We start from the raw sequence: 20,746 nt of genomic DNA, 5'->3' as shown, positions 1-20,746 counted from the left end.
ATGACAATGAAAATCAAGGGACTGCGCTGGTGGATGATCGGCCTGCTGACGCTCGGCACGGTCATGAACTATCTGGCGCGCAGCTCGCTGGGCGTGGCCGCACCCACGGTCATGCAGAGCCTGCACATCACCACGCAGCACTATGGGTGGATCACGGGCGCCTTCCTGGTCATGTATCCGATTGGCGCACCGCTGACCGGCTACCTGATGGACCGTATCGGCTTGCGCTTCGGCTTCTTGCTGTGCGGGGTGGCATGGTCGCTGATCTGCATAGCGCACGGGTTCGTGAGCGGCTGGGTTGGCCTGTTCATCCTGCGCGGCCTGCTGGGGCTGGTGGAGGGGGCGTTCATTCCTGCCGGCATGCGTGCCACGGCCTACTGGTTTCCCGCTCGCGAGCGGGGCTTTGCGGCCGGCACGTTCAACCTGGGCGCATCGGTCGGTGCCATCCTGGCGCCACCGTTGATCGCATGGTCGATCCTCAAGTACGACTGGGAGACCGCGTTCATCATTGCCGGCGCGTTGAGCCTGGGCTGGGCGGGGTTGTGGCTGATTTTCTATCGCCACCCCGATGAGCACCCCGCGCTCACGAAGGAAGAAGCCGATTACATTGCAACCGGGCAGGAGCAGGACCAGGAAATCACAGGCAGCGAGCGGGCGGGGCCGGCCAGGGAAGGCGGCAAGCCGTCCATCCGGCACATTCTGTCGCAGCGCAATTTCTGGGGCATCGCGCTGCCGCGCTTCTTTGCCGATCCGGTGTGGGGCACGCTGGTCTACTGGATGCCGCTATACCTGTACCAGGCGCGCGGGTTCGATCTCAAGACCATCGCGCTGACCGCGTGGCTGCCATTTGTGGCGGCGGATTTCGGCTGCATGATGGGCGGCACCATCTCGGCCTATCTGAACAAGCGCTTTGGCATCGTCATCGTCGACGGCAAGCGCGTGGCGTTCTCGTTGGGTGCGGTGCTGATGATCGGCATGGCGGGCGTGGGCTTCGTCAAGGATCCAGCCGTGGCCATCTTCCTGCTGTGCCTGGGCGGCTTTGCGCACCAGACCTTGTCGATCTCGGTGATCTCACTGTCGGCGGACCTGTTCCCTAAGAATGAAGTGGCGACGGTGACCGGCATGGCCAGCTTCGTGGCCGGCCTCGGCAACCTCGGCTTTACGCTGATGATCGGCTGGCTGGTCAGCAGTATCGGCTACACGCCGTTTTTCGTGGCGCTCGGTTGCGGGGACCTGATTGGCATGGCGTTGCTATGGACGCTGGTCAGGCCGCGTGCGCAGACGCTAGGGCGTGATGTGCCTTCTGCTGCCAACGCGTGATTGGCGCTCTCGCTCTATGAGCGCTTGAGTCGTGACGGGTACAAACGAGACTCCATCGTCGTAGATGTGTTCGACCTGCCAAGCTCACCACCTTGCATGACGAAGTTGCCGATGCGCCGCGTGGAGAAGCGCGGTACGGCGTTGTTGCTGGCGATGCGCGTGGAGGAGCCCGAGGTGTTTCGCACCTTGCAGCGGGTGGCGTAGGGCCTGTCAGTCGTGCATCACATGGCGGCGACGTGACGCGAAAGATCCCCCTGAGAATTGGCGGCAAGAACCGTCGTTGCTCGCGCAATGGCTTTACGCCGCCCTCTCATAAGCTGAATCCGTGCCGATAACACAACTATCGGAGCACGGCAGAGATGGGAGGGGATATGTCAACCACAGCCACAGCAGCCAACTGGATCGTCGTCCTGACATGCGCGTACATGGAGTACAGCACTTGGCACGGCATGAGTATCTATCGCCGCACAGTCGGCTATGAAAGCGTGGTCTGGTGCTGACTAGCGCACCATGGGCTTGGGCAACAGCTTCCGGATCAACGAATCATGTGCCGCATGACTCTTCAACAGCACATGGCCCTCCGCCAATTCGAATTCACTGAACTCGAAACCCGGCGCGACCGTGCAGCCAACCAGCGCGTAGCCGTGCGCTCCGGCCACACGCTCGGCAGCAAACCAGCGGCCCGCCGGCACCACCGCCTGGTACACCGCCATCTCGTCCTCGGCCGCGTGGCCCAGGCGATGCGTGCGCACCGTACCGTCGTCTTCCAACACATGCACGTCTAACGCATCGCCTGTATGGAAATGCCAGAGCTCGTCCGACTGGATCCGATGCCAGGCGGAATATGCATCATCCGCCAACAGGTAGTAGATGGCGGTGGCAGCCGCACGTTCGACGGAAGGGACACCGCGCTGGACGCGTTCCTCGCTGCGATAGGTCTCGCGGTAGAAGCCGCCTTCCGGGTGCGGTTCGAGACCGAGCCGGCGGATGAGGTGCAACGCAGCGGGTGCAATCGGCATGATGATGAAGCGTCCTCGACTCAGTTCTGCTGACGGCGGAACGGAAAGCGCTGCTGGTTGAGGAAGCCGTCGGGCATGTAGTCACCCACCACGCCGTATTTTTCTGGAAACGCCTTCTTCGATTTCACCGCCGTACCGAACAGGTAGTCGATGAAGGCGAAGTGCGCAGCGTAGTTCTTGTCGATGGCTTCGTCTTCCGACGAGTGGTGCCAGTGGTGGAAATCCGGCGTCACGAAGATGTACTTCAACGGCCCCCAGGGCAGGTGAACGTTGGCGTGGTTGAACACCGCCTGGAAGCCCACAATGATGATGTAGACATCGACCACGGCCTTGTCGAAACCCAGCACGAACAGCGGCCCCAGCACGGCCACACGCGTGACGATCAACTCAAGAATGTGCTGGCGCGAGCCGGCCAGCCAGTCCATCGTCTTCACGCTGTGGTGCACGGCATGGAAGCGCCACAGGAACGGCACCTCGTGATACGCGCGGTGCGTGACGTACTCCATCAGGTCGGCCACCAGCATGCACAGCAGCAACTGCGGAATGAACCAGATGTGCTGCACCATCTGCTGGAAGCTATCGTGGACCATCCACCCGAACACGCGGTGGATCAGGAAATTCACCACCAGCAGCACCAGGCCCACGATGAAGTGGTTGACCGCGAAGTGCGCCATGTCGGTCTGCCACTCGGCGCGGAACACCGGCTGCTTCTTATAGAGCGGAAACAGCTTTTCGAGCAGCACGAAAATGGCGGTGGAGCCGAGCAGATCGAGAATGAACCAGTCCATGCCGATATACGGCGTATGGTCCGGGAAATCGCCCACCGGCACGCGGGAGCCGCCCAATGCCACTGCAATCACCACGAATACAAACGCCAGACAGTTCAGGCGGCGCCGGTTATCCAGCACGATATTCGCCAGCGACAGGCCACCCGAAATCAGCAACGAGACAAACAGGATCTGTCGAATCACATCCACCGAGTACGCACGTCGCAATTCCGGCGTGGTCATGTACTGCGGAAAATGAAACGCCAGCACGCCCAGCAGGCAGAGGAACCCCAGCACCAGTGCCAGAACGGTGCCGATCATGCCGCGGCCGAAAACCATGCCGCCGCTGGAGTGGAGCAGCGTGTTGGCATCGCGGATCGTGGCGTCAGCCACGCGGACGATGGCGGGATGTTGTTCCTCTTCGAGCAACGGTGCCGAAGGTTTATGGTTGGTATTCATGGACCTGACTCGCGCGTATTGTTTTATTTTGTTTTGATAACAAATGATGTGCTCTATACCGGAAACCCTTTTAGCTTGGATGCCGCTTGTTGTAGCGGGTTTTCCGTATAAGCAACGCCCCGGATGATATACCGGTACGCGATGTAAATCGCTCCGGCTCTTTTGCGTCTGGCGACTGAAATCGAGGGATCAGTTACAAGTACCAGATGACAAGAATCAAGCGGGTCTAAACCGTTGTGAATACGGCGCAAGTACGGGGGGATGTCGGACCGTGGGATGCAATCATCCCGGGTTCGGCAGGGTCACTTCGCAGGGCCGTAGCGTGTTCACGCGGCAATATGGTGCGACCTGGGGCGTGTGCGGTAAGCCGGCGCTTGGGCCGTTCGCCGAATTGCCCGTCGGGCAGGCGCAGTCCGTGGTGCCGGACTGGTTCGTTGAAGGTCGTGGTTGGGATGGCGCGGCGGCGCAGCCAGGCTGAAGCGAGCAAGGCGCCGGTCATCAGCTTGAGTCGCCGTGGGCCACTGGCAGGGTTGCCAAGGCAGATCCGCGTGCATTGACGCAAGCGTCGGAAAATGCACTGCGCTAGGGCAGCGCACTGCAGCGGATCCTTGTCCTGTATCGGGTATCAATCCTGGTGCCGTAAAGGACGGATGGCGCCGCTTAGTCCTCAACCTCGCTGCGAACCATCAGCACAGGTTTGTTGGTCTTGCGAACCACGCCTTCGGCCACACTGCCCAGCACCAGATGGCCGAGGCCGCTTCGGCCGTGCGTACCAAGCACGATCAGGTCCGCCCCGTTTTCGTTGGCTTCCGCCACGATCGTCGCCGAGATCTGGCCGGGAGCGATCCCCCGTTCCAGCAGCTTGGTCGAGTGTTTGATGCCGGCCGTCTCCAGCTTGGTCGCTGCGCTGGCCAGGGTTTCCCGGCCCACCTCGAGCACGCGCTTTGCGTAGGCAACTGAGTCGCAGCCGACCATGTCGAAGGTCAGGTCCGAACTGTCAGCCACAAACAAGGCCTCGACCTCTGCGCCGGTGGCTTTGCCCACGACGATAGCCTGATGCAATGCGAGCAGCGATGCATGACTCCCGTCGATAGCGAGCAGGATGCGTTGGTACATGGTGGTCTCCAATGGGATCACGCGAAATGGTGCCGCGTGTCACCAGCGTAGGCCGCATGGAGGGCGCCCCATTGACCCACATCAACGCTTATCAGACCTGACCTTCAGGACTGCCGCGCCGGCCACGCGTCCCGCGCGCAGGTCATCCAGTGCAGTGTTGGCATCTTGCAGCCGGTACGGTGTGACATGAACCTTCAGTGGAATTGCCGATGCCACACGCATCAGCGCAAGACCGTCCGCGCGGGTCAGGTTGGCGACCGACATGAGTTTTCGCTCCTCCCACAGCAGCCGGTACGGGAACGACGGAATATCGCTCATGTGAATGCCGCCACAGACCACGGCACCACCCTTGGCAACGGCCAGCAGGGCTTGTGGTATCAGCGCCCCAACCGGAGCAAAGATCAAGGCCGCGTCCAGCTGCTCTGGCGCAGATTGGTCACTCGATCCTGCCCAACTGGCGCCAGTCTGCAGGGCAAGTTGCTGTGCAGCAGTGTCTCCGGCGCGTGTGAAGGCGAAGACTTTGCGCTGCTCCGCTACGGCAATCTGGGTGACCAGGTGGGCTGCCGCACCAAAGCCATAGATGCCGATTCGACGCACATCTCCAGCCATGCGTAGCGTGCGATAGCCGATCAGGCCAGCGCATAGCAGCGGCGCCGCATGTGCATCGTCATACGGCTCTGGAATGGGCAGGCAGTACCGGGCATCGCAGACCACGTACTCGGCATAGCCGCCATCACGCGTGTAGCCCGTGAAGGCGGGGTGGTCACACAGGTTTTCGTGCCCGCTCAAGCAGAACGGGCAGGCTCCGCATGTCCAGCCAAGCCAGGGCACCCCAACTCGATCGCCCAGCGCTGGCGAAGAAACGCCAGGGCCACAGGACTCGACCATGCCCACGATCTCGTGACCGGGAATGAGCGATGCCTTGGGGTGTGGAAGCTCACCATCCACGATGTGCAAATCGGTGCGGCAGACGCCACACACGGACACGGCAATCCGGACTTCGCCCGGCCCGGGAATCGGTGCAGGAACCTCTCGCCACTGCAGTGGCGCCCCCGCGCTTTCGTGGACCATGGCTCGCATGGCTTCTGGCATCGGCGCCTCCAAACGCACCGCACCCGTTCAGTATGGATGATGCAGAGCGTTCAATCTCGGCCGATGCCCATCATCCAATAGACCGGACACATGCGGATGAGGCCGGTGATGAGAGGTACCAGACCAAGCCATCCAACCCAGGCCGGCACCTTGCTGAAGAGCGCCAGCAGAATCATCACGAGGCCGACCAGGATGCGAACGATGCGGTCGGCTGTTCCAACGTTGGGAAACATGGCAGCACTCCTACGGATGAAATGAAATCGGGCGGACGTCCGCAACGGTTAACGGAGAGAGGGTTTCGGAGCCATGGTCGGTGCACCGGTCGCGGCCGAGTATGCCGGCCAACAGAGTCCATTCGCCGCCGATCGCGCGGATGGTGTCATCCAGGCTCAGCATGCCGATGAGTTGCTGCTGATCGTCAATTACCGCAAGACGGTGCAGGCCGTGACCGAGCATGGTGCGCAGTGCCTCGCTGATGACTGCATGCCCCTGAATGGTCAGCACGCCGCGCGTCATGACTTCGGATACGGCGGTTTGAGCGCAATCGGTCTGGCTGGCGATGCCATGGACCACCATGTCGCGGTCCGTCACGATGCCGACAACCCGCATGCCTGTTACGCCATGCTCAGTCACGAACAACGCCCGCAGGCATTGGTCTCGCATCAGGCGTGCGGTCGTCTGCAGCGTTGCGGAGACCGGAACGTGGACGATGCGGCGGGAGCAAATCTCACTGACCCTCATGCTGGACTCCGATGCGCGTACGTATTCACTATAAGAACGGACAGGTTCCGGAAGTTGATCCCGCACAAGATGTTGTCGCCCTCCATTGCTGGTGTTGGCTGCAGCGGGAAACCAAAAAGTCTAGTGAAAAGGGCGCCAGCCCCCTTGAGGCAGATCAAGCGGCCGTGGTCTCTTCGCGCATGGGAAAACGCTGATGTAAATCAAGGGGCAATCCCTCCGGTGGTCCAACATGGAATCACGTCAGCCCGTGTTCGGGCGCTCGGCCGATTCAATATGGAGGCGCACCATGTACGACAGGATCCTGGTTGCGGTGGATGGCAGTCCAACGGCGGATCGCGCTTTGGACGAAGCCATTCAGCTCGCCCTGAAGCTCGACGCGGAGTTGATCATTGCTCACGTGATCGACAACAACTACCTGAGGTACGACGTTGGCTACATCGATGTGGCTGGATTCACCGAAATGCTGATTGAGTCCGGCAAGCAGATCGTAGCGAGCGCAAAAGCCAAGGCAGAGAAGGCAGGCGCGCGCGTCAAGACGGCACTCGTCAACGACCCGCTTGGTGCCTTCGATGTGGGCTATGCAATCGAACAGGCCGCGCGCGACGCCGACGCCAAGCTGCTGGTGCTCGGAACGCATGGCCGACGCGGCTTTCGGCGGATATTGCTCGGCAGCGTGGCAGAGAGCGTCACGCGACAAAGCACGCTGCCAGTGCTGCTGGTGCGGGCCGTTCCGACTGAAACCGAGCACGCGGTCACTGAACCGCTGACGAACATTGTCATTGCGTAGCGCGTTCTTCTTTTGACTCCAAACAAGGTTCGATCATGACTTATGCCAGTGTGATGGTGCACCTCGATGCCAGCGAGCGTGCGATGCACCGCCTCAGTCTTGCCGCGTGCTACGCGCAAGCGCACCACGCAACGCTTATCGCTGTCTATGCAAGCTTTGCGCCAAGCCCGAACTGGTTCTACCGGATGGAAGGCGCAGCGCATTATCTGGAAGAGGACCGCAATCGGCGCAACCGTGTCCGAGACGTTGTGCACGCGCGTTTTCGTGAGGCGGTGCAATCCGTTCCTATTGAGACGGAATGGCGGGCAGTCGACGGTGATTCGCTGGCTGAGGTGTTGCGCCAGGCGCGTGAGGCGGACCTGCTGGTTGTCGGCCAGGAAGACGCCAGCGACGCCGAAAGCTTTGTTGCCCCCGATTTTGTTGAGACGCTGATCCTTGAGTCAGGCCGGCCGGTACTGGTCGTGCCGTATGCAGGCCGCTTTACGAGCGTGGCGCAGAGGGTGCTGGTGGCGTGGAGCGGTGGCCGGGAGTCGGCACGTGCGCTGCACGATGCTATGCCGCTGATGTCCGGAAACACCGTACAGGTACTGCAAATGACGGGTGACCGCCCGCCACATTGGGCGGAGGACACGACCGTTGGTCAAGTCGCCCGCGCGCTGGTGGCACATGGCATTGAGCCCACGGTTGAGGAAGCACGTTGTGTGGATTCCGACGTCGCAATTGGCGAGATGCTGCTATCGCGCGCCGCCGATTTCGGCGCAGACCTGATCGTGATGGGGGGCTACGGGCACAGCCGTTTGCGTGAGCTCGTGCTTGGTGGGGTGACGCGCACGCTGCTCAAGACGATGACCGTACCGGTCTTGCTGTCTCACTGAGTCCGGACGTTGTTCCAGGAGACCGCCGTGAAGAACGATATCCAGCTCAAGAGCGACGTGGAAGAAGAACTGCAATGGGATCCGGCTGTGGATGCTGACCGGTTTGCCGTTCGCGTCAAGAACGGCGTCGTCACGATTTCCGGCAGCGCCGATAGCTTTGCGGACAAGCATGCCGCGGAGGAAGCCGTTCGTCGGGTAGCCGGTGTGACGGCGCTCGTTGTGCACGTGCAGGTGCGCGTGCCGCCCGATATGCGGCGCCTGGACGAGGAGATCGCCCAAGCCATCGGCGATGCCCTCCACTGGAACACTGCCGTGCCTGCTGACGCCATTCGCGTCACGGTCGAGGATGGTGCGGTGACCTTGCGGGGCCAGGTTGATCAGGATTTCCAGCGTCGCGCTGCACTGGATGCCGTACAGCGCGTGCGCGGCGTGACATCGGTTGCCAACGCGCTGACCCTTCGGGAGGCCGCCGGCCCGGCAGACCTGTCTGAGCGCATCGTCAAGGCACTGCAACGCCAGGCTGTTCTCGATGCCGCTCGGATCAATGTCGTGGTGGCGGATGGCACGGTCACGCTGTACGGGCCCTTGCGCAATCTGCATGAATGCCGTGCCGCGCGGGAGGCCGCCATGGACGCGCCAGGTGTACGAGCCGTGATCGACCATCTTTGGGTGAGCACCTGACCCACGGCGGCGCACCTCCCAACCCTATCCATTTCGGACTTCTGCCATGGAAAAAAACCTGATCGTTTACTACTCGCGCACCGGAACCGCACGCCAGGTGGCTGAACTGATGGCGGCGCAAAGCGGTTGGCAGCTTGCCGAGGTGTCGGATGAGTACCCGCGTGCCGGCTTTCTTGGCGATCTGCGCTGCATGATTGAAACGCTATTCCACGTGCGCGCCAAGTATCACTATGCCGGACCGCCACTGGATGAGGTCGACCAGGTTGTTGTGCTGGCGCCAATCTGGATGCGGCATCTGGCCTCGCCGATGCGGGATTTCCTGGCGGATCAGTCGCCGTTCTCGGCAAACCTGTCGGTGATCTGCGTGATGGCGTCGCGTGGGGCGTTCAGTGCCATGGAAGAGATTGCGCGCATCACCTCTGCCATTCCGGCACCTGTACTGGCACTTTGCCAGCGCGATGTGCTCAGCGGTCTTTCTCAACAAGAGATCTCGGGCTTTATCGAGCAAGTGCAGACCGCTGGCAAGTGGGATCAATCCAAGCGCCGGCCAGCATGGCTGTCACCGACCGAGGCCTGAAACCCACGTAGGGACTGCGCATCAGATCGATGGCAGGAGAGCGTGAATGGACCGCTTTACCGAGGCGCAATGGACGCGACTCAACACATTGCTCGATGAACAAGAGGCGCGCACACAGCGTCAATTGGTAGCACTGCGCGCGGCGACCACGCCGGCATCCTACGAGGCACCTGTCGAGAACGCGGAACTGGCGGATCAAGAAGCTGGAGACGCGACGAACGACATCATGCTCGCTCACTACAGAAATGAGCTTGCGCAGGTCGACGCGGCACGACTGCGCATGCAAGAGCAGCAGTACGGTATCTGTGTGGATTGCGGCGAGGCGATTCCCTTCTTGCGCCTGCAAGCGCAGCCAACCGCGCTGCGCTGCCTGAGCTGCCAGGCATTGCGAGAGCGCAAGTGGGGCTAGCGAGCAGCGTAAGCACAGTAGGAGTGAGATATGAAAAGCGACTTGAGTATCAAGCAGGACGTCAATGACGAACTGCTCTGGGAGCCCGCGGTGGATGCGGCAGGCGTGGGTGTGGAGGTCGACCACGGGGTGGTGACACTCACTGGGCACGTACATAGCTATCTGGAAAAGGTTGCGGCAGAGCACGCCGCCGAACGCGTTGCGGGTGTGCGCGGCGTGGTTCAGAAGATCGAAGTGCGATTGCCCGGCACACACACGGACGCGGATGTTGCCGAGGCGGCGCGCTCAGCTCTGGAATGGCATTCCAGCCTGCCGTCCAACCGGATTGAAGTCCTGGTGGAGAACGGATGGGTGACGCTCTCGGGCGAACTGGATTGGCCTTACCAGTGTGAACTTGCGGCGCATGCCGTCGGGTCACTGCGTGGCGTGGCCGGGTTGATCAACCGGCTGAAGATCAAATCGCGCGTGGTGCCGGCCAATATTACGCAGCAGATCGGGGCAGCACTCCAGCGCCATGCCGCGCGCGAAGCCAACCATATCCAGGTGTCCGTGCAGGGCGGGACGGTGACGTTGAGTGGCCGCGTCGACTCCGCATCGGAACGCAAGGCGGCCACGGGAGCCGCGTGGTCTGCGCCTGGCGTGACGGAAGTCATCGACCATCTGCAGCTCGCCACTTGATGGCAGGGCAGCGCCGCCCGCATCTTCAACGGCGGCGCTTGCCTTCCATCGCGCGGCTACAGTTCACTGAGCGCCGATTTGTTGGCAATCTCAATCTGCTTGCCGCTCACCGCGATCCAGCCTTCGCGCTGGAACCGCGACAGCGCGCGGCTGACGGTTTCCAGTTGCATGCCCAAATAGCTGCCGATCTCTTCGCGCGTCATCCGCAGCGTAAAGCTGGACCCTGAGTAGCCCCGGTCTTGCATGCGTGTGGACAGATTGAGCAGGAAGGTGGCGACGCGCGCCTCTGCTGTCAGCCCAGCCAGCAGCAACATCAACCCGGATTCGCGCACGATCTCTTCTGCCATCAGTTGGTGGAGCCGGCGCTGCAGCGGACGAATGTCCTGGCACAGGTCTTCAATGCAGTGGAAGGGCATCGAGCAGACGGTGCTGTCTTCCAGGGCAATTGCGTCGCACGTATGACGATCTGCGGCAATGCCATCGAGACCAAGGGTTTCCCCTGCCAACTGGAAGCCCGTGACGTGGTTCGTGCCATTGGGGTGGGACACGACCGTCTTGAAAGAGCCGGAGCGGATGGCGTACAGCGCATGAAAGGTGTCGCCGGCACGGAAGAGCGATTCACCTTTGCCGACCTTGCGCCAGGTATGCACCATCCGGTTCAACTGTTCTTGTTGCGTGGATGGTACGGCTGCGGTGATACACGCCCAATGCATCATGCAGTTGGCGCATTGGCTGCTTAGCGCCGGGCTGGCCGTTTGGCAGCCCTGTGTTGCATCGCGGACCAGCTTGAGCTGGGGCAGGGGTGTGGGGCGGACAACTTCGACGGACGTCTGGGCTTTGAGAGAGCTCGGAATCATGGGGCCTCCGGAGGGCACGCGCTGTATGTGGGTCCCGCGTCTGGTTGGGAGGGGCGGGATCGGCCACCGCATGCAGCCACAGTTCGGTGTCCGTATGCTCAGTATCGAAGGCGCGGCGTTTGCGCGAAATCAGGCGGCGCTGAGATGCACGTCGGGATACGCTGCGATGCTGTCAGGCATCCCTGACAGCATCGAGGGGGTTTTCCTGAGGCGCCTCCATCACTTGGCTAGTACCTCCCGCCGTCTGAATGGGCTATGTTGTGTGCATCACGGCCTTTTTTTGGTGGCATCTGTGGTGAAGCAAGACAGCCATTCCTCAAAGAAGGCGTCGCGCAGGCGCCTGTTGCTATCGCGTTCCACACCGGCCGAGCTGGTGGCGGGTGGGTTGGCCATTCTGCTGCTGGCTGTGTCAGTCACCTGGCTCGCCATGGCGCTTCAGGCGCGGGATGCACCGTTTGCATTGTTGGCCTTGGCAAGTATTGCGGCTGTTCTGGCGCTCGTCTTCTATTGGCTGCGGCTTCGCATGCTGCGTGCAACGGTGGCCAAGGATCTGACCGACTTGGAGAAGAGCGAGGCCCGGTTGGCGGGCATCATCCGCTCCTCCATGGAGGCCATCATTTCCGTGGATGATGCCCAGCGCATCGTTCTGTTCAATCCCATGGCGGAAACCCTGTTCGGATGCCCGGCCAAGCATGCCATCGGCCGTCCGTTGTCCGATTTCATGCCGGAACGTTTTCGCGGTGCACACGAGGCGCACGTGCGGCGTTTTGGCGTGACGGGCGTATCAGAGCGCCAGATGGGCAAGCAGCGCCCGTTGTTCGCGCTGCATGCCGACGGCCGTGAATTCCCGATCGAGGCGTCGATTTCGCAGATCGAGGTGAATGGCGGCAAGCTCTTTACCGTGATGCTGCGCGACACCACAGAGCGCGTGCGGGCAGAAGCGGCGCTGCGTCGCTCGCGGGAAGAATTGCAGCACCTGTCGGACAGCATTCTGGCGTTGCGGGAGGAAGAGCGCCATCGCATCGCACGGGAGCTGCACGATGACCTTGGGCAGCGTCTGAGTGCGCTCAAGATGGACATCTCACTGCTGGCAACGGATCTGCAGGCCGGGGGAGGTGACAAGGTGCTGATCTCTCAGACAGAGGCCATGCAACGCGTGATTGACGAGACCATTGCGGCGGTGCGGCAGATTTCAGCGGATCTTCGTCCGCCGTTGCTTGATGAACTGGGGCTGGTGCCCGCTATCGAGTGGATCGGCAAGAACTTCCGTCAGCGCTTTGGGCTGATCGTCAACGTACACGCCCAGGAGACACAGCTGCAGGAGCGTGCAGCAATCTCGGTGTTCCGGATTGTGCAGGAGGCGCTCAACAACGTGGTGCGCCATGCAGACGCGACCCGCGTTGATATCGAGTTTACGCAGCAAGGCGACATGCTCGAACTGTCGATTCAGGATAACGGCCGCGGCTGGAGCGGGGTGCCGCCCGTAGCGGGTGAGCGCATGCCGCTGGGGTTGCTTGGCATTCGGGAGCGTGCGCGTCTGCTGGGCGGCCAGGCCTCTATCACGCATACGCCCAACAGCGGCTTTCGGTTGAGCGTGCGCTTTCCTGCTGCCCACGAAGTGACCGAGGAGACCGGACGATGATCCGCGTGATGATTGCCGACGATCACGCTGTCATGCGCGACGGCGTACGCCATATCCTGGAGCGCGCAGGAGATTTCGAGGTCGCCTGCGAGGCGTCCGACGGCACCCAGGTGCTGCAGCTTGTACGTGACCACCAGCCGCAGGTCATCGTGCTTGACCTATCGATGCCGGGGCGCAGTGGGCTGGAGCTGTTGCGCCAGTTGCATGACGATCACCCGACCGTACGTGTGCTGGTGCTGACCATGCACGCAGAGGAGCAGTATGTGGCGCGGGCCTTTCGCGCCGGGGCAGCGGCCTATCTGACCAAGGAAAGCGCTGCGACCGAACTGGTGACGGCGCTGCAAAAGGTGGCGCGCGGCGGCACGTATGTCAGCCCGCCCATGGCCGAGAAACTGGCACACAGCCTGGGCGAGGCCAACGAAGAGGCCGCGCACACACGGCTGTCCGACCGGGAGATGGAGGTCTATCGCCGGCTGGTACGCGGGGAACCGCTAACGGAAATTGCCACCAGCCTGTGCGTGAGCGCCAAGACCATCAGCACCTATAAGATGCGCCTGATGGACAAGCTGCAGGTGTCCAGCGAGGCCGCGCTCGTGCGCTATGCGATACGCCATCGCTTGTTCTCGGACGACGACACCTTGTAGCGCATCCGCACGCAAGGCGTGCGCCGCCTTTGCGGCACGTCAAAGGCCGGCATGCATGACTCGCTATCGTTGAGGCACATGCATCGGCACCCGATGACTTGGCACGCGGCCCATTGCGGGTCTCTCGAACGTCACCCCAAGGCATGACCTCACCCGCCGTGCATGACCACGGGGGGCTCGTGTCAGCCATTCTCCAACTCGCCTACAAGCTCTTGGTCAACGACAAGGCCAAGCTGAGCGGTTTGCTGGTGGGCATCACCTTTGCGGTGTTCCTGATGATCGAGATGACCTCGCTATTTGCCGGGGTGCTGAACCGGTCGTCCTCTTCCGTCTACAACATCGGCGCGCGCATGTGGGTCATGGACCCGGCCGTCAATACCGTCGCCAACACCATCGGCATGCCGGACTACGTGCTCGACGCCGTGCGCAGCATTCACGGTGTGAAGTTTGCCGTGCCACTGTACTCGGGTGGAGCGCTCGTGCGCCTGGCCAGCGGTACCTACCAGCCCGTGACCGTGGTTGGCATTGACGACGCCACCTTGTTCGGCCGCCCGCGCATGCTCAATGGACGCATTGAGGACGTGTATGGCGAGAACGGTTTCATCGTCATTCAGGATGCTGAATTCGGCAAACTTGAAAACCCCCACGTTGGTACCGAGTTCGAGATCAATGACCACCGTGGCGTGATTGTGGGGATCGGGGAGGTTGCCACCGGCGGGCTGTTCGGTGTGCCCACGCTGTACACGACGTATAGCCGCGCGCTGCAGTACCTGCCGACCACGCGCTACACGATGTCGTACATCCTGATCGAGCCCAAGAGTGAGGCGGATATCGCAGCCATTGAGCGCGCAGTTGGCAAGCTCGGCTATCGCGCCCTGACCAAGGAGGAGTTCATCGGCCGCATCTCGCACTTCTATACGTACCAGACGGGGTTGGGCACCAACATCCTGTTGATGACGGTGATCAGCTTCATCGTTGGGTTGTCGATCTCGGGGCAGACCTTCTACACGTTCATCCTGGAAAACCTCGAACGGTTTGGCGCCCTCAAGGCAATCGGGGCCAAGGGGCATGAGCTGGTAACGATGATCGTGTTCCAGGCCACCTTTGTGGCGCTGGTGGGCTATGGCCTCGGGATCGGCTTATGCGCGGCGTCCATCGCGCTGGTGCGGCTTCGCATTCCTGACTACGCAGCCATGATCACGTTCGCCAACCTGGTGCTGGCGCTGGCCATGGTGATCGTCATTGCCGCCATCTCGGGCTACATCGGTGTGCGCAAGGTGCTGCGCATCGAGCCCTTCGACATCTTCCGGGGGTAACTGTGGCCAACACTGCCATTGCCGCACAGGCGCTCGACAAGTGGTTTGGCGAGGGAGAGGCACGCACGCGTGCGCTCATGCAGGTCAGCTTCGAGGCCTACTTCAATGAGATGCTGTTCATCGTCGGCCCATCGGGCAGCGGCAAGACCACGCTGCTGAGCGTGATCTCCGGCATCCTGCGCCCGGACGGTGGCCACGCGGTGGTCGACGGCGTCGATATCTGGAGCCTCGGGGCTGATGCATTGGCCGATTTTCGCCTCGCCAAGATCGGTTTCGTGTTTCAGGACTACCACCTGTTTACGCGCCTAACCACGGTGGAGAACGTTGCGATTCCGCTCATTCTGCGGCGTGTGCCGTGGGATGAAGCGCTTGAGCAGGCCATGCACTACCTGGATGTGGTTGGCCTGAAGAACCGGGCGCAGTTGCCGCCCGTCAAGTTGAGCGGTGGCGAGCAGCAGCGGGTGGCCATTGCGCGCGCCATCGTCACGCAGCCAGACATCCTGATCCTGGATGAACCGACGGCTTCGCTCGATGGTGATACCGGTCGCTCGATCATGCAGTTCGTCAAAACGCAGATCTTGAACGAGCACCGTTGCATCGTCATCGTGACGCACGATGCGCGCATTCTGGACATGGCCAGTCGCATCCTCGACATGGAGGATGGCCGCCTGAGCCGCATTGAGCGGGGAGACGCGCGATGAAGATCCACTGGCTATTGGTGCTCTCGGTGATTGGCTTGCTGGCAGGTGTCGGGGCCGCCATTTACTACGCGCGGCAGAGCCCACCGTTGCAGCCCGTCTTCCAGGCGGCGGCCAATCCGTATGCCACGGGCATCTACGCCAATGGGATCATCGAAAGCGATCAGCAAAGCGGTGCCAACCTGAATCTGTATTCCGAGGTGTCAGGCACCGTGGCGCGCATTCTTGTGCAGGAAGGACAAGCGGTGAAGCGGGGCGATGCGCTGATCCTGATCGAAGATTCCGTCCAGCGCGCCCTGACGGCGCAGCAGCAGTCGCAGGCGGATGCACTCGACGCCCAGTTGAACGCACTGCTGGCGCAGCCTCGCAAGGAGACGCTGGAGGTCACACGCGCGCAGGTGATGGCGGCAGAGGCAAGCCTGCGTACGGTGCAGGACCAATTGGACAAGCTGGAGGCTGCCGCCCGGCTCAATCCCAAGGCTGTCAGTCGAGATGCGATGGACAACGCGGCCAATGCCGTACGTGTTGCACACGGCAACCTGACCGTCGCACAGCGCCAATATGAACTGACGCGCGCGGGCGCGTGGAGCTATGACATCCGCTCCATGCAGAAGCAGCGCGACGCCCTGCAGAAGGGCGCGGCAGCGGCCAGCGCTCTGCTCGACAAGTACACCGTGCGAGCGCCCGCCGATGGCATCGTGATGTCGGTCAACACCTCACCCGGCGCCTATGTCTCGCCCCAAGGCACCTATGACGCCTATACGCGGGGCTACGTCCCGCTGGTGATGATGCGCTCGGGACAGAGCAAGCTGGCCGTGCGGGTGTACGTCGACGAGATCCTTGTGCACCGCCTGCCGTCTGACGCGGTGAAGGCGCGCATGTTCTTCCGGGGCACCGACGTTAGCGTGCCGCTGGAGTTCGTGCGGGTGCAGCCCTATGTCTCGCCCAAGGTAGAGCTGTCTGACCAGCGCTCCGAACGCGTGGATGTGCGCGTGCTGCCTTTGCTCTTCCGGTTCAAGCAGCCGGACAAGCTCGTGGTCTATCCAGGGCAGTTGGTCGATGTCTACCTGCAAGGAGCTTCGTGATGAAGGCCGCGTGCAAGGTGGCGTGCATGACAGCCATTGCGCTGGTGGCCAGTGGTTGCGCCGTGGGGCCGGATTTCCGTGAGCCGTCGGCGCCAGACGTTGATCGTTACCTTCGTGCTGGCGATCCATTCGCCACCAGGCTGGTGGATGGGGTTGCACAACGGTTTGCCCTGGCACCGGTGTCTGCCGACTGGTGGCATGCGTTTGGCAGCCCCGCGCTGGACAACGTCATGGAGACCGCCATCGCGGCCAATCCGACACTGCAGCAGGCTGAAGCCAACCTGCGCGCAGCGCAAGACCTGTTGCGAGCCGGCGCCGGGGTGTTCTACCCACAAGTCACGGCATCGGCCGATGTATCACGCCAGGCTGTTGTGCCTGCCCGGCTAGGTCAGGCTGGGGCCCCAAGCCTCTTCACGCTGTGGACGCTCGGCCCATCGATTAGTTATGTGCTCGATGTGTTTGGCGGCAACCGTCGGGCCGTGGAAGCGCTGGCAGCACAAACTGAGGGCCAGCGTTATGCCCTTGCCGCTGCCTATCTCACCCTGACTGGCAACCTCGTCAACGCCGTCATCGCGCGTGCAGCCTATACCGCACAGATCGACACCACGCGCAGCTTGATTGCGGTGGTGCGTGAGCAGGTGGACATTGCGCACGCCCAGGTCGATGCCGGGGTGATGGCGCATTCCAGCGAGCTCAGCCTGGCCGCTCAACTGGCGGCGTTGGAAGCCTCGCTGCCGCCGCTAGAGCAGAAGCGAGATCAAGCAACGCATCTCGAGGCCGTGCTGACGGGCCGTTTTCCGGCCCAAGCCGACACCGCAGACGTGGGGCTCGGCAGCTTGGCGCTGCCGGTTGACCTGCCCAGCCTCGTGCCCTCCGAGCTGGTGCGGCAGCGGCCGGATGTTCTGGCGGCTCAGGCGCGCCTGCATCAGGCCAGCGCCGAAGTGGGCGTTGCCACGGCCGCGATGCTGCCGAGCTTGACGCTCAGCGCGAACTACGCACGCATGAGCAACCGCGGCGCGGATCTGTTTGGTGCACAGACCGGAGCATGGAGCATCGGCGCCAGCCTCGTCGCACCGTTGTTCGAGGGCGGCAGTCTGTACTACCGGCGCGGTGCGGCCCAGCAGGCCTTGCAGGCTGCGGATGCGGACTACCGACAAGTGGTGCTCACGTCTTTTGAGCAAGTGGCGGATGTGTTGCGCGCGCTAGAACACGACGCGATTCAACTCGATGCACAACTGCGCGAGCAAGCGGCGGCAAGTGCCGCACTGGATGAGATCAATGCCGACTACCGCGCAGGTGTGGCCAGCTACCTGCAAGTGCTGAGTGCCAATCTGCAGTACCAGCAGGCGGTGCTCGGTAGCGTGCAGGTGCGTGCGCAGCGGCTGCAGGATACGGTGGCGCTGTTCCTGGCGTTGGGCGGCGGCTGGCGAGATAGCAAATCGGCGGGCGGAACAGGGCCATCGACCTAAGCCTTGTGTTGCGCCTTGTCTGCTAAGGGGCTGATCGACTCACCTGCCAGACTCTTCAGCCAGGCGTGTTCTCATCGTGCCGCGCAGCATTGAGCGCTGCGCACACTTGAGCATCCTCAATCTGAGGAAGATCGCCGTAGTACATGCCGACCGCGCGGAAGCCCGGTGGGGCATAGAGGCAGACAACCTCGTCAGCCAACGGGCGAATATCTTCAAGGCTGTCCGGGGCTGCCACCGGAACGGCGCAGACCAACCATTTGGGTTGGAGTTGCCGCACAGCGTGCAACGCGGCCTTCATGGAGGCGCCCGTCGCCAGGCCATCGTCCACCACGATCACGACACGTCCCATGACGTCGTGCGGACTACGCCGGGGTGTGTAGAGCGCGCGCCGCCGGTGGATGACGTCCATCTGCACGGCCTTTTCCTGCTCAAGGTAGTGGGTGTCGGCACCGGCATGTGCCGCATACGGTGCAACATACGTCCAGCCATTCTCTGCAACAGCGCCCACGGCAAACTCGGGGTCGAAAGGTGCGGCGATCTTGCGGACGAGAATCACATCCAACTCGCCGTCCAGCGCCGTTGCAATGAGCTGGCCCATGGGAACAGCGCCCCGTGGGATGGCGAGCACCAGCGGATGACTGCCCCTGTACTTGTCCAGCGCAACCGCGAGGTGGCGCCCCGCGTCCAACCGGTCTTTGAACCGCATGGCTCACCTCGCGTATTGATGGGATGGTTGCTCTTCACTGAGATAGCGTACAAACCAGGCGCGTGCCAGCGCGGCCACGTGCTCAAGTGCACCGGGTTCCTCAAACAGGTGCGTGGCGTGGGGAACGGTCTCCAGGGCCTTCTCGCATCGCATCAGGCTCAGGGCCTGACGGTTGAGATCCAGCACGTCCGGGTCTGCGGTGCCGACGATCAGCAGGGTGGGGGAGGCAAGCTGCTCCAGCGCAAGTGGGCCGGCCAGATCCGGACGCCCGCCGCGGCTGACCACGGCGTCGATCCGGAACAGATCATCAGGCAACGCCGCCGCTTGAATGGCGGCAGCGGCACCTGTACTGGCGCCGAAGTACCCGAGGCGCAATTTGCGCTTGCGGGCGATGTCGCCAACAGCGTGTGTGGCAGTACGCAGACGCTGTGCAAGCAGGCCGATATCGAAGCGGCATGCAGCGTGTGCGGCCTCGTCGGCGGTCAGCAGATCGAAGAGCAGCGTCCCCAGCTTTGCCGCATTGAGCTGATCGGCGACAAACCGGTTGCGCGGGCTCCACTGCGAACTGCCGCTGCCATGCGCGAAGATCACCAGGCCGGTTGCATTGTCGGGGCAGGTCAGATGCCCTTCCAATACCGCGCCGTCGGCAACGATGCTTGTGCGCTGGGAAAGGGTTTCGGTGTTCATGTGGGGCGCCCTGAAACGGGCCGGCAATGGCCTTACACGCTGAGCGGCGGCTCAACGCTGCCGGTCATTTCGCGCTCACGTTCATTGCGCACCAGCCGTGCAATCAGGCTCCACTCGGAGGCCATCGCGCTCAGGACATCGTCCAGAGACAGCACGCCGACCAATGCCCCATCGGAGGTCACACCCACGCGCCGGACTCCGGCGGACAGCATCTCCTGCAGTGCATCACTCAGGCTGGTATCTGGCGTGACGTTGATCACGCCGCGGCTCATCACATCCGCCACGCAGGTCTGGGCTGGATGCAGGCCCACCGCAACGGCGTCGAGCACCATGTCTCGGTCGGTGACGACGCCGATGGCGTGCGGGCCGCTGGGGGTGTTTTCCGTCACCACCAGTGCGCCGACGTGCTTCTGGCGCATCTGCTGCGCCGCCTCCTGAAGCGTGCAGGAAAGCGGGATGTGTACGGCGTTGTGTGAGTAGATGTCTTGAACTCGCATGGCGGCTCCTGCTTGTGGCGGTCAGGCGGCCTGCGGGCTCGCCGTCTTCTCTACGACAGATCGCGGCATCACTTTCTTCTTGGCCTCGGAATCTGGAATGCCTACCAGATTGAAGCTATCGAAGAATGCCCGCAGCGAATCTGTGGAGGCTTGGAACAACTGCGCTGAGGACGTTTGTCCTTGTGCATGCTGCACCTGGTTGGTCCAGTCGGTCAGTTGGCGCAGATACGCCGCCTGCAGGTTGTTCACGAAGTCGACCCACGACTTCATCGCATTGGCGCTGTGGCTTGTTTGCATTTTCATGAACACGCTTTGCGTGGCGGCCAAGGAGGTCCAGTCATGGGCGCTACCCAACTCGTGCTGCAGTTCATGCATGTCTTCCAACGCGGCTTCAGCGATCTTCAGGCGCAAGCGAGAGAGCTCAATCTGTGCCTCGATAAGAAATTCGGCGGTGCGCCCCATGTCGCGCATTGCAGCACTGACGAGGTTGCAGGCCATATCTGAAGGTTGTTGCATTGCGATCTCCATTTGGGCTTGGCAGGTTGGATGCCCGCCGGACGATGGTTCTTCTATATGCAGCGTAGGCACTTTGCACAGGTGTGGATTGATATGGCGCAAGTCTGT

The 20,746-nt window shown here is 62.2% G+C and carries 26 protein-coding genes; 15 read left to right on the top strand and 11 right to left on the bottom strand.

All coding sequences use genetic code 11. The features are described 5' to 3' along the window. Entirely contained in the window at nt 1-1,320 is a 1,320-nt protein-coding gene (locus tag V6657_RS25335) for an MFS transporter (RefSeq protein ID WP_082170107.1), read from the top strand. 371 nt (nt 1,321-1,691) lie between these two features. Continuing rightward, on the top strand, nt 1,692-1,820 hold the full coding sequence (locus tag V6657_RS25330) for a hypothetical protein (protein WP_274923403.1): 129 nt from the start codon (nt 1,692-1,694) through the stop codon (nt 1,818-1,820). Here V6657_RS25330 and V6657_RS25325 read toward each other — a convergent pair whose 3' ends face one another. Both V6657_RS25325 and V6657_RS25320 read right to left on the bottom strand, forming a co-directional pair. Next, a complete protein-coding gene (locus V6657_RS25325; RefSeq protein WP_048932089.1) occupies nt 1,821-2,339 on the bottom strand; it encodes a cupin domain-containing protein in 519 nt (172 codons plus the stop codon). A gap of 20 nt (nt 2,340-2,359) precedes the next feature. Next, nucleotides 2,360-3,565 (bottom strand): sterol desaturase family protein, encoded by a 1,206-nt coding sequence (locus tag V6657_RS25320; protein WP_048932088.1) that lies wholly within the window; start codon nt 3,563-3,565, stop codon nt 2,360-2,362. Between the two features lie 322 nt (nt 3,566-3,887). Between V6657_RS25320 and V6657_RS25315 the strand changes: the two genes are divergently transcribed. Next, nucleotides 3,888-4,043 (top strand): hypothetical protein, encoded by a 156-nt coding sequence (locus V6657_RS25315; RefSeq protein ID WP_160315274.1) that lies wholly within the window; start codon nt 3,888-3,890, stop codon nt 4,041-4,043. Between the two features lie 182 nt (nt 4,044-4,225). Here the strand turns inward: V6657_RS25315 and V6657_RS25310 are convergent, their stop codons facing one another. The 4 genes from V6657_RS25310 to V6657_RS25295 all read right to left on the bottom strand — a co-directional run bounded on the left by V6657_RS25310 (nt 4,226) and on the right by V6657_RS25295 (nt 6,514). Further along, complete coding sequence (locus V6657_RS25310; protein ID WP_048932087.1) at nt 4,226-4,681, bottom strand: universal stress protein; 456 nt, start codon at nt 4,679-4,681, stop codon at nt 4,226-4,228. A gap of 81 nt (nt 4,682-4,762) precedes the next feature. Continuing rightward, entirely contained in the window at nt 4,763-5,773 is a 1,011-nt protein-coding gene (locus V6657_RS25305; RefSeq protein WP_048932086.1) for a zinc-dependent alcohol dehydrogenase family protein, read from the bottom strand. Nucleotides 5,774-5,823: 50 nt separating this feature from the next. Beyond that, entirely contained in the window at nt 5,824-6,006 is a 183-nt protein-coding gene (locus V6657_RS25300) for a DUF2892 domain-containing protein (RefSeq protein ID WP_048932085.1), read from the bottom strand. A 10-nt stretch (nt 6,007-6,016) separates the two neighbouring features. After that, nucleotides 6,017-6,514: a CBS domain-containing protein gene (locus V6657_RS25295; RefSeq protein ID WP_048932084.1), complete on the bottom strand. Its 498-nt coding sequence runs from the start codon at nt 6,512-6,514 to the stop codon at nt 6,017-6,019. A 286-nt stretch (nt 6,515-6,800) separates the two neighbouring features. Here V6657_RS25295 and V6657_RS25290 point away from each other — a divergent pair, with 286 nt between their 5' ends. The 6 genes from V6657_RS25290 to V6657_RS25265 are packed head-to-tail and all read left to right on the top strand — an operon-like array spanning nt 6,801 to nt 10,521. Continuing rightward, a complete protein-coding gene (locus V6657_RS25290; protein ID WP_048932083.1) occupies nt 6,801-7,301 on the top strand; it encodes a universal stress protein in 501 nt (166 codons plus the stop codon). 35 nt (nt 7,302-7,336) lie between these two features. After that, nucleotides 7,337-8,176 carry a universal stress protein gene (locus V6657_RS25285; protein ID WP_048932082.1) on the top strand — a complete coding sequence of 280 codons (840 nt, stop codon included), beginning with the start codon at nt 7,337-7,339 and terminating at the stop codon, nt 8,174-8,176. Nucleotides 8,177-8,203: 27 nt separating this feature from the next. After that, nucleotides 8,204-8,857, top strand: coding sequence for a BON domain-containing protein (locus V6657_RS25280; protein WP_048932081.1), 654 nt, complete (start codon nt 8,204-8,206; stop codon nt 8,855-8,857). Nucleotides 8,858-8,903: 46 nt separating this feature from the next. After that, nucleotides 8,904-9,434, top strand: coding sequence for a flavodoxin family protein (locus V6657_RS25275; protein WP_048932080.1), 531 nt, complete (start codon nt 8,904-8,906; stop codon nt 9,432-9,434). Nucleotides 9,435-9,480: 46 nt separating this feature from the next. Next, nucleotides 9,481-9,843 carry a TraR/DksA family transcriptional regulator gene (locus V6657_RS25270; RefSeq protein ID WP_048932079.1) on the top strand — a complete coding sequence of 121 codons (363 nt, stop codon included), beginning with the start codon at nt 9,481-9,483 and terminating at the stop codon, nt 9,841-9,843. A 30-nt stretch (nt 9,844-9,873) separates the two neighbouring features. After that, nucleotides 9,874-10,521 carry a BON domain-containing protein gene (locus V6657_RS25265; RefSeq protein WP_048932078.1) on the top strand — a complete coding sequence of 216 codons (648 nt, stop codon included), beginning with the start codon at nt 9,874-9,876 and terminating at the stop codon, nt 10,519-10,521. A gap of 56 nt (nt 10,522-10,577) precedes the next feature. Here the strand turns inward: V6657_RS25265 and V6657_RS25260 are convergent, their stop codons facing one another. After that, complete coding sequence (locus V6657_RS25260; RefSeq protein ID WP_048932077.1) at nt 10,578-11,378, bottom strand: helix-turn-helix domain-containing protein; 801 nt, start codon at nt 11,376-11,378, stop codon at nt 10,578-10,580. A 343-nt stretch (nt 11,379-11,721) separates the two neighbouring features. Here V6657_RS25260 and V6657_RS25255 point away from each other — a divergent pair, with 343 nt between their 5' ends. From V6657_RS25255 to V6657_RS25230, 6 genes are all read left to right on the top strand, one after another. Next, entirely contained in the window at nt 11,722-13,020 is a 1,299-nt protein-coding gene (locus tag V6657_RS25255) for a PAS domain-containing sensor histidine kinase (protein ID WP_338755388.1), read from the top strand. Next, nucleotides 13,017-13,664 carry a response regulator transcription factor gene (locus V6657_RS25250; RefSeq protein WP_048932076.1) on the top strand — a complete coding sequence of 216 codons (648 nt, stop codon included), beginning with the start codon at nt 13,017-13,019 and terminating at the stop codon, nt 13,662-13,664. The genes V6657_RS25255 and V6657_RS25250 overlap by 4 nt, the downstream gene beginning before the upstream one ends. A 179-nt stretch (nt 13,665-13,843) precedes the next feature. Continuing rightward, entirely contained in the window at nt 13,844-14,980 is a 1,137-nt protein-coding gene (locus V6657_RS25245; RefSeq protein WP_048932156.1) for an ABC transporter permease, read from the top strand. A 2-nt stretch (nt 14,981-14,982) separates the two neighbouring features. Beyond that, nucleotides 14,983-15,681, top strand: a complete 699-nt coding sequence (locus V6657_RS25240) for an ABC transporter ATP-binding protein (protein ID WP_048932075.1) — start codon at nt 14,983-14,985, stop codon at nt 15,679-15,681. Further along, the gene (locus V6657_RS25235) at nt 15,678-16,763 is read left to right on the top strand and encodes a biotin/lipoyl-binding protein (RefSeq protein WP_048932074.1); all 1,086 of its coding nucleotides are present in this window, start codon (nt 15,678-15,680) and stop codon (nt 16,761-16,763) included. The genes V6657_RS25240 and V6657_RS25235 overlap by 4 nt, the downstream gene beginning before the upstream one ends. Next, entirely contained in the window at nt 16,763-18,232 is a 1,470-nt protein-coding gene (locus tag V6657_RS25230; protein WP_048932073.1) for an efflux transporter outer membrane subunit, read from the top strand. Before V6657_RS25235 ends, V6657_RS25230 begins: the two co-directional genes overlap by 1 nt. Before the next feature lie 55 nt (nt 18,233-18,287). Here the strand turns inward: V6657_RS25230 and V6657_RS25225 are convergent, their stop codons facing one another. The 4 genes from V6657_RS25225 to V6657_RS25210 are packed head-to-tail and all read right to left on the bottom strand — an operon-like array spanning nt 18,288 to nt 20,650. Continuing rightward, nucleotides 18,288-18,938: a phosphoribosyltransferase family protein gene (locus V6657_RS25225; RefSeq protein WP_048932072.1), complete on the bottom strand. Its 651-nt coding sequence runs from the start codon at nt 18,936-18,938 to the stop codon at nt 18,288-18,290. A gap of 3 nt (nt 18,939-18,941) precedes the next feature. Beyond that, the gene (locus tag V6657_RS25220; protein WP_048932071.1) at nt 18,942-19,625 is read right to left on the bottom strand and encodes a DeoR family transcriptional regulator; all 684 of its coding nucleotides are present in this window, start codon (nt 19,623-19,625) and stop codon (nt 18,942-18,944) included. A gap of 32 nt (nt 19,626-19,657) precedes the next feature. After that, nucleotides 19,658-20,122, bottom strand: a complete 465-nt coding sequence (locus tag V6657_RS25215) for a CBS domain-containing protein (protein WP_048932070.1) — start codon at nt 20,120-20,122, stop codon at nt 19,658-19,660. A 21-nt stretch (nt 20,123-20,143) separates the two neighbouring features. Beyond that, nucleotides 20,144-20,650, bottom strand: coding sequence for a hypothetical protein (locus V6657_RS25210; RefSeq protein WP_248694726.1), 507 nt, complete (start codon nt 20,648-20,650; stop codon nt 20,144-20,146). Between the last annotated feature and the right edge of the window lie 96 nt (nt 20,651-20,746).

The organism is Ralstonia sp. RRA (genome assembly GCF_037023145.1).
GTDB lineage: Bacteria > Pseudomonadota > Gammaproteobacteria > Burkholderiales > Burkholderiaceae > Ralstonia.
Note: the sequence above shows the minus strand (reverse complement) of the source record. Positions and strands in the feature narration are given on the sequence as shown.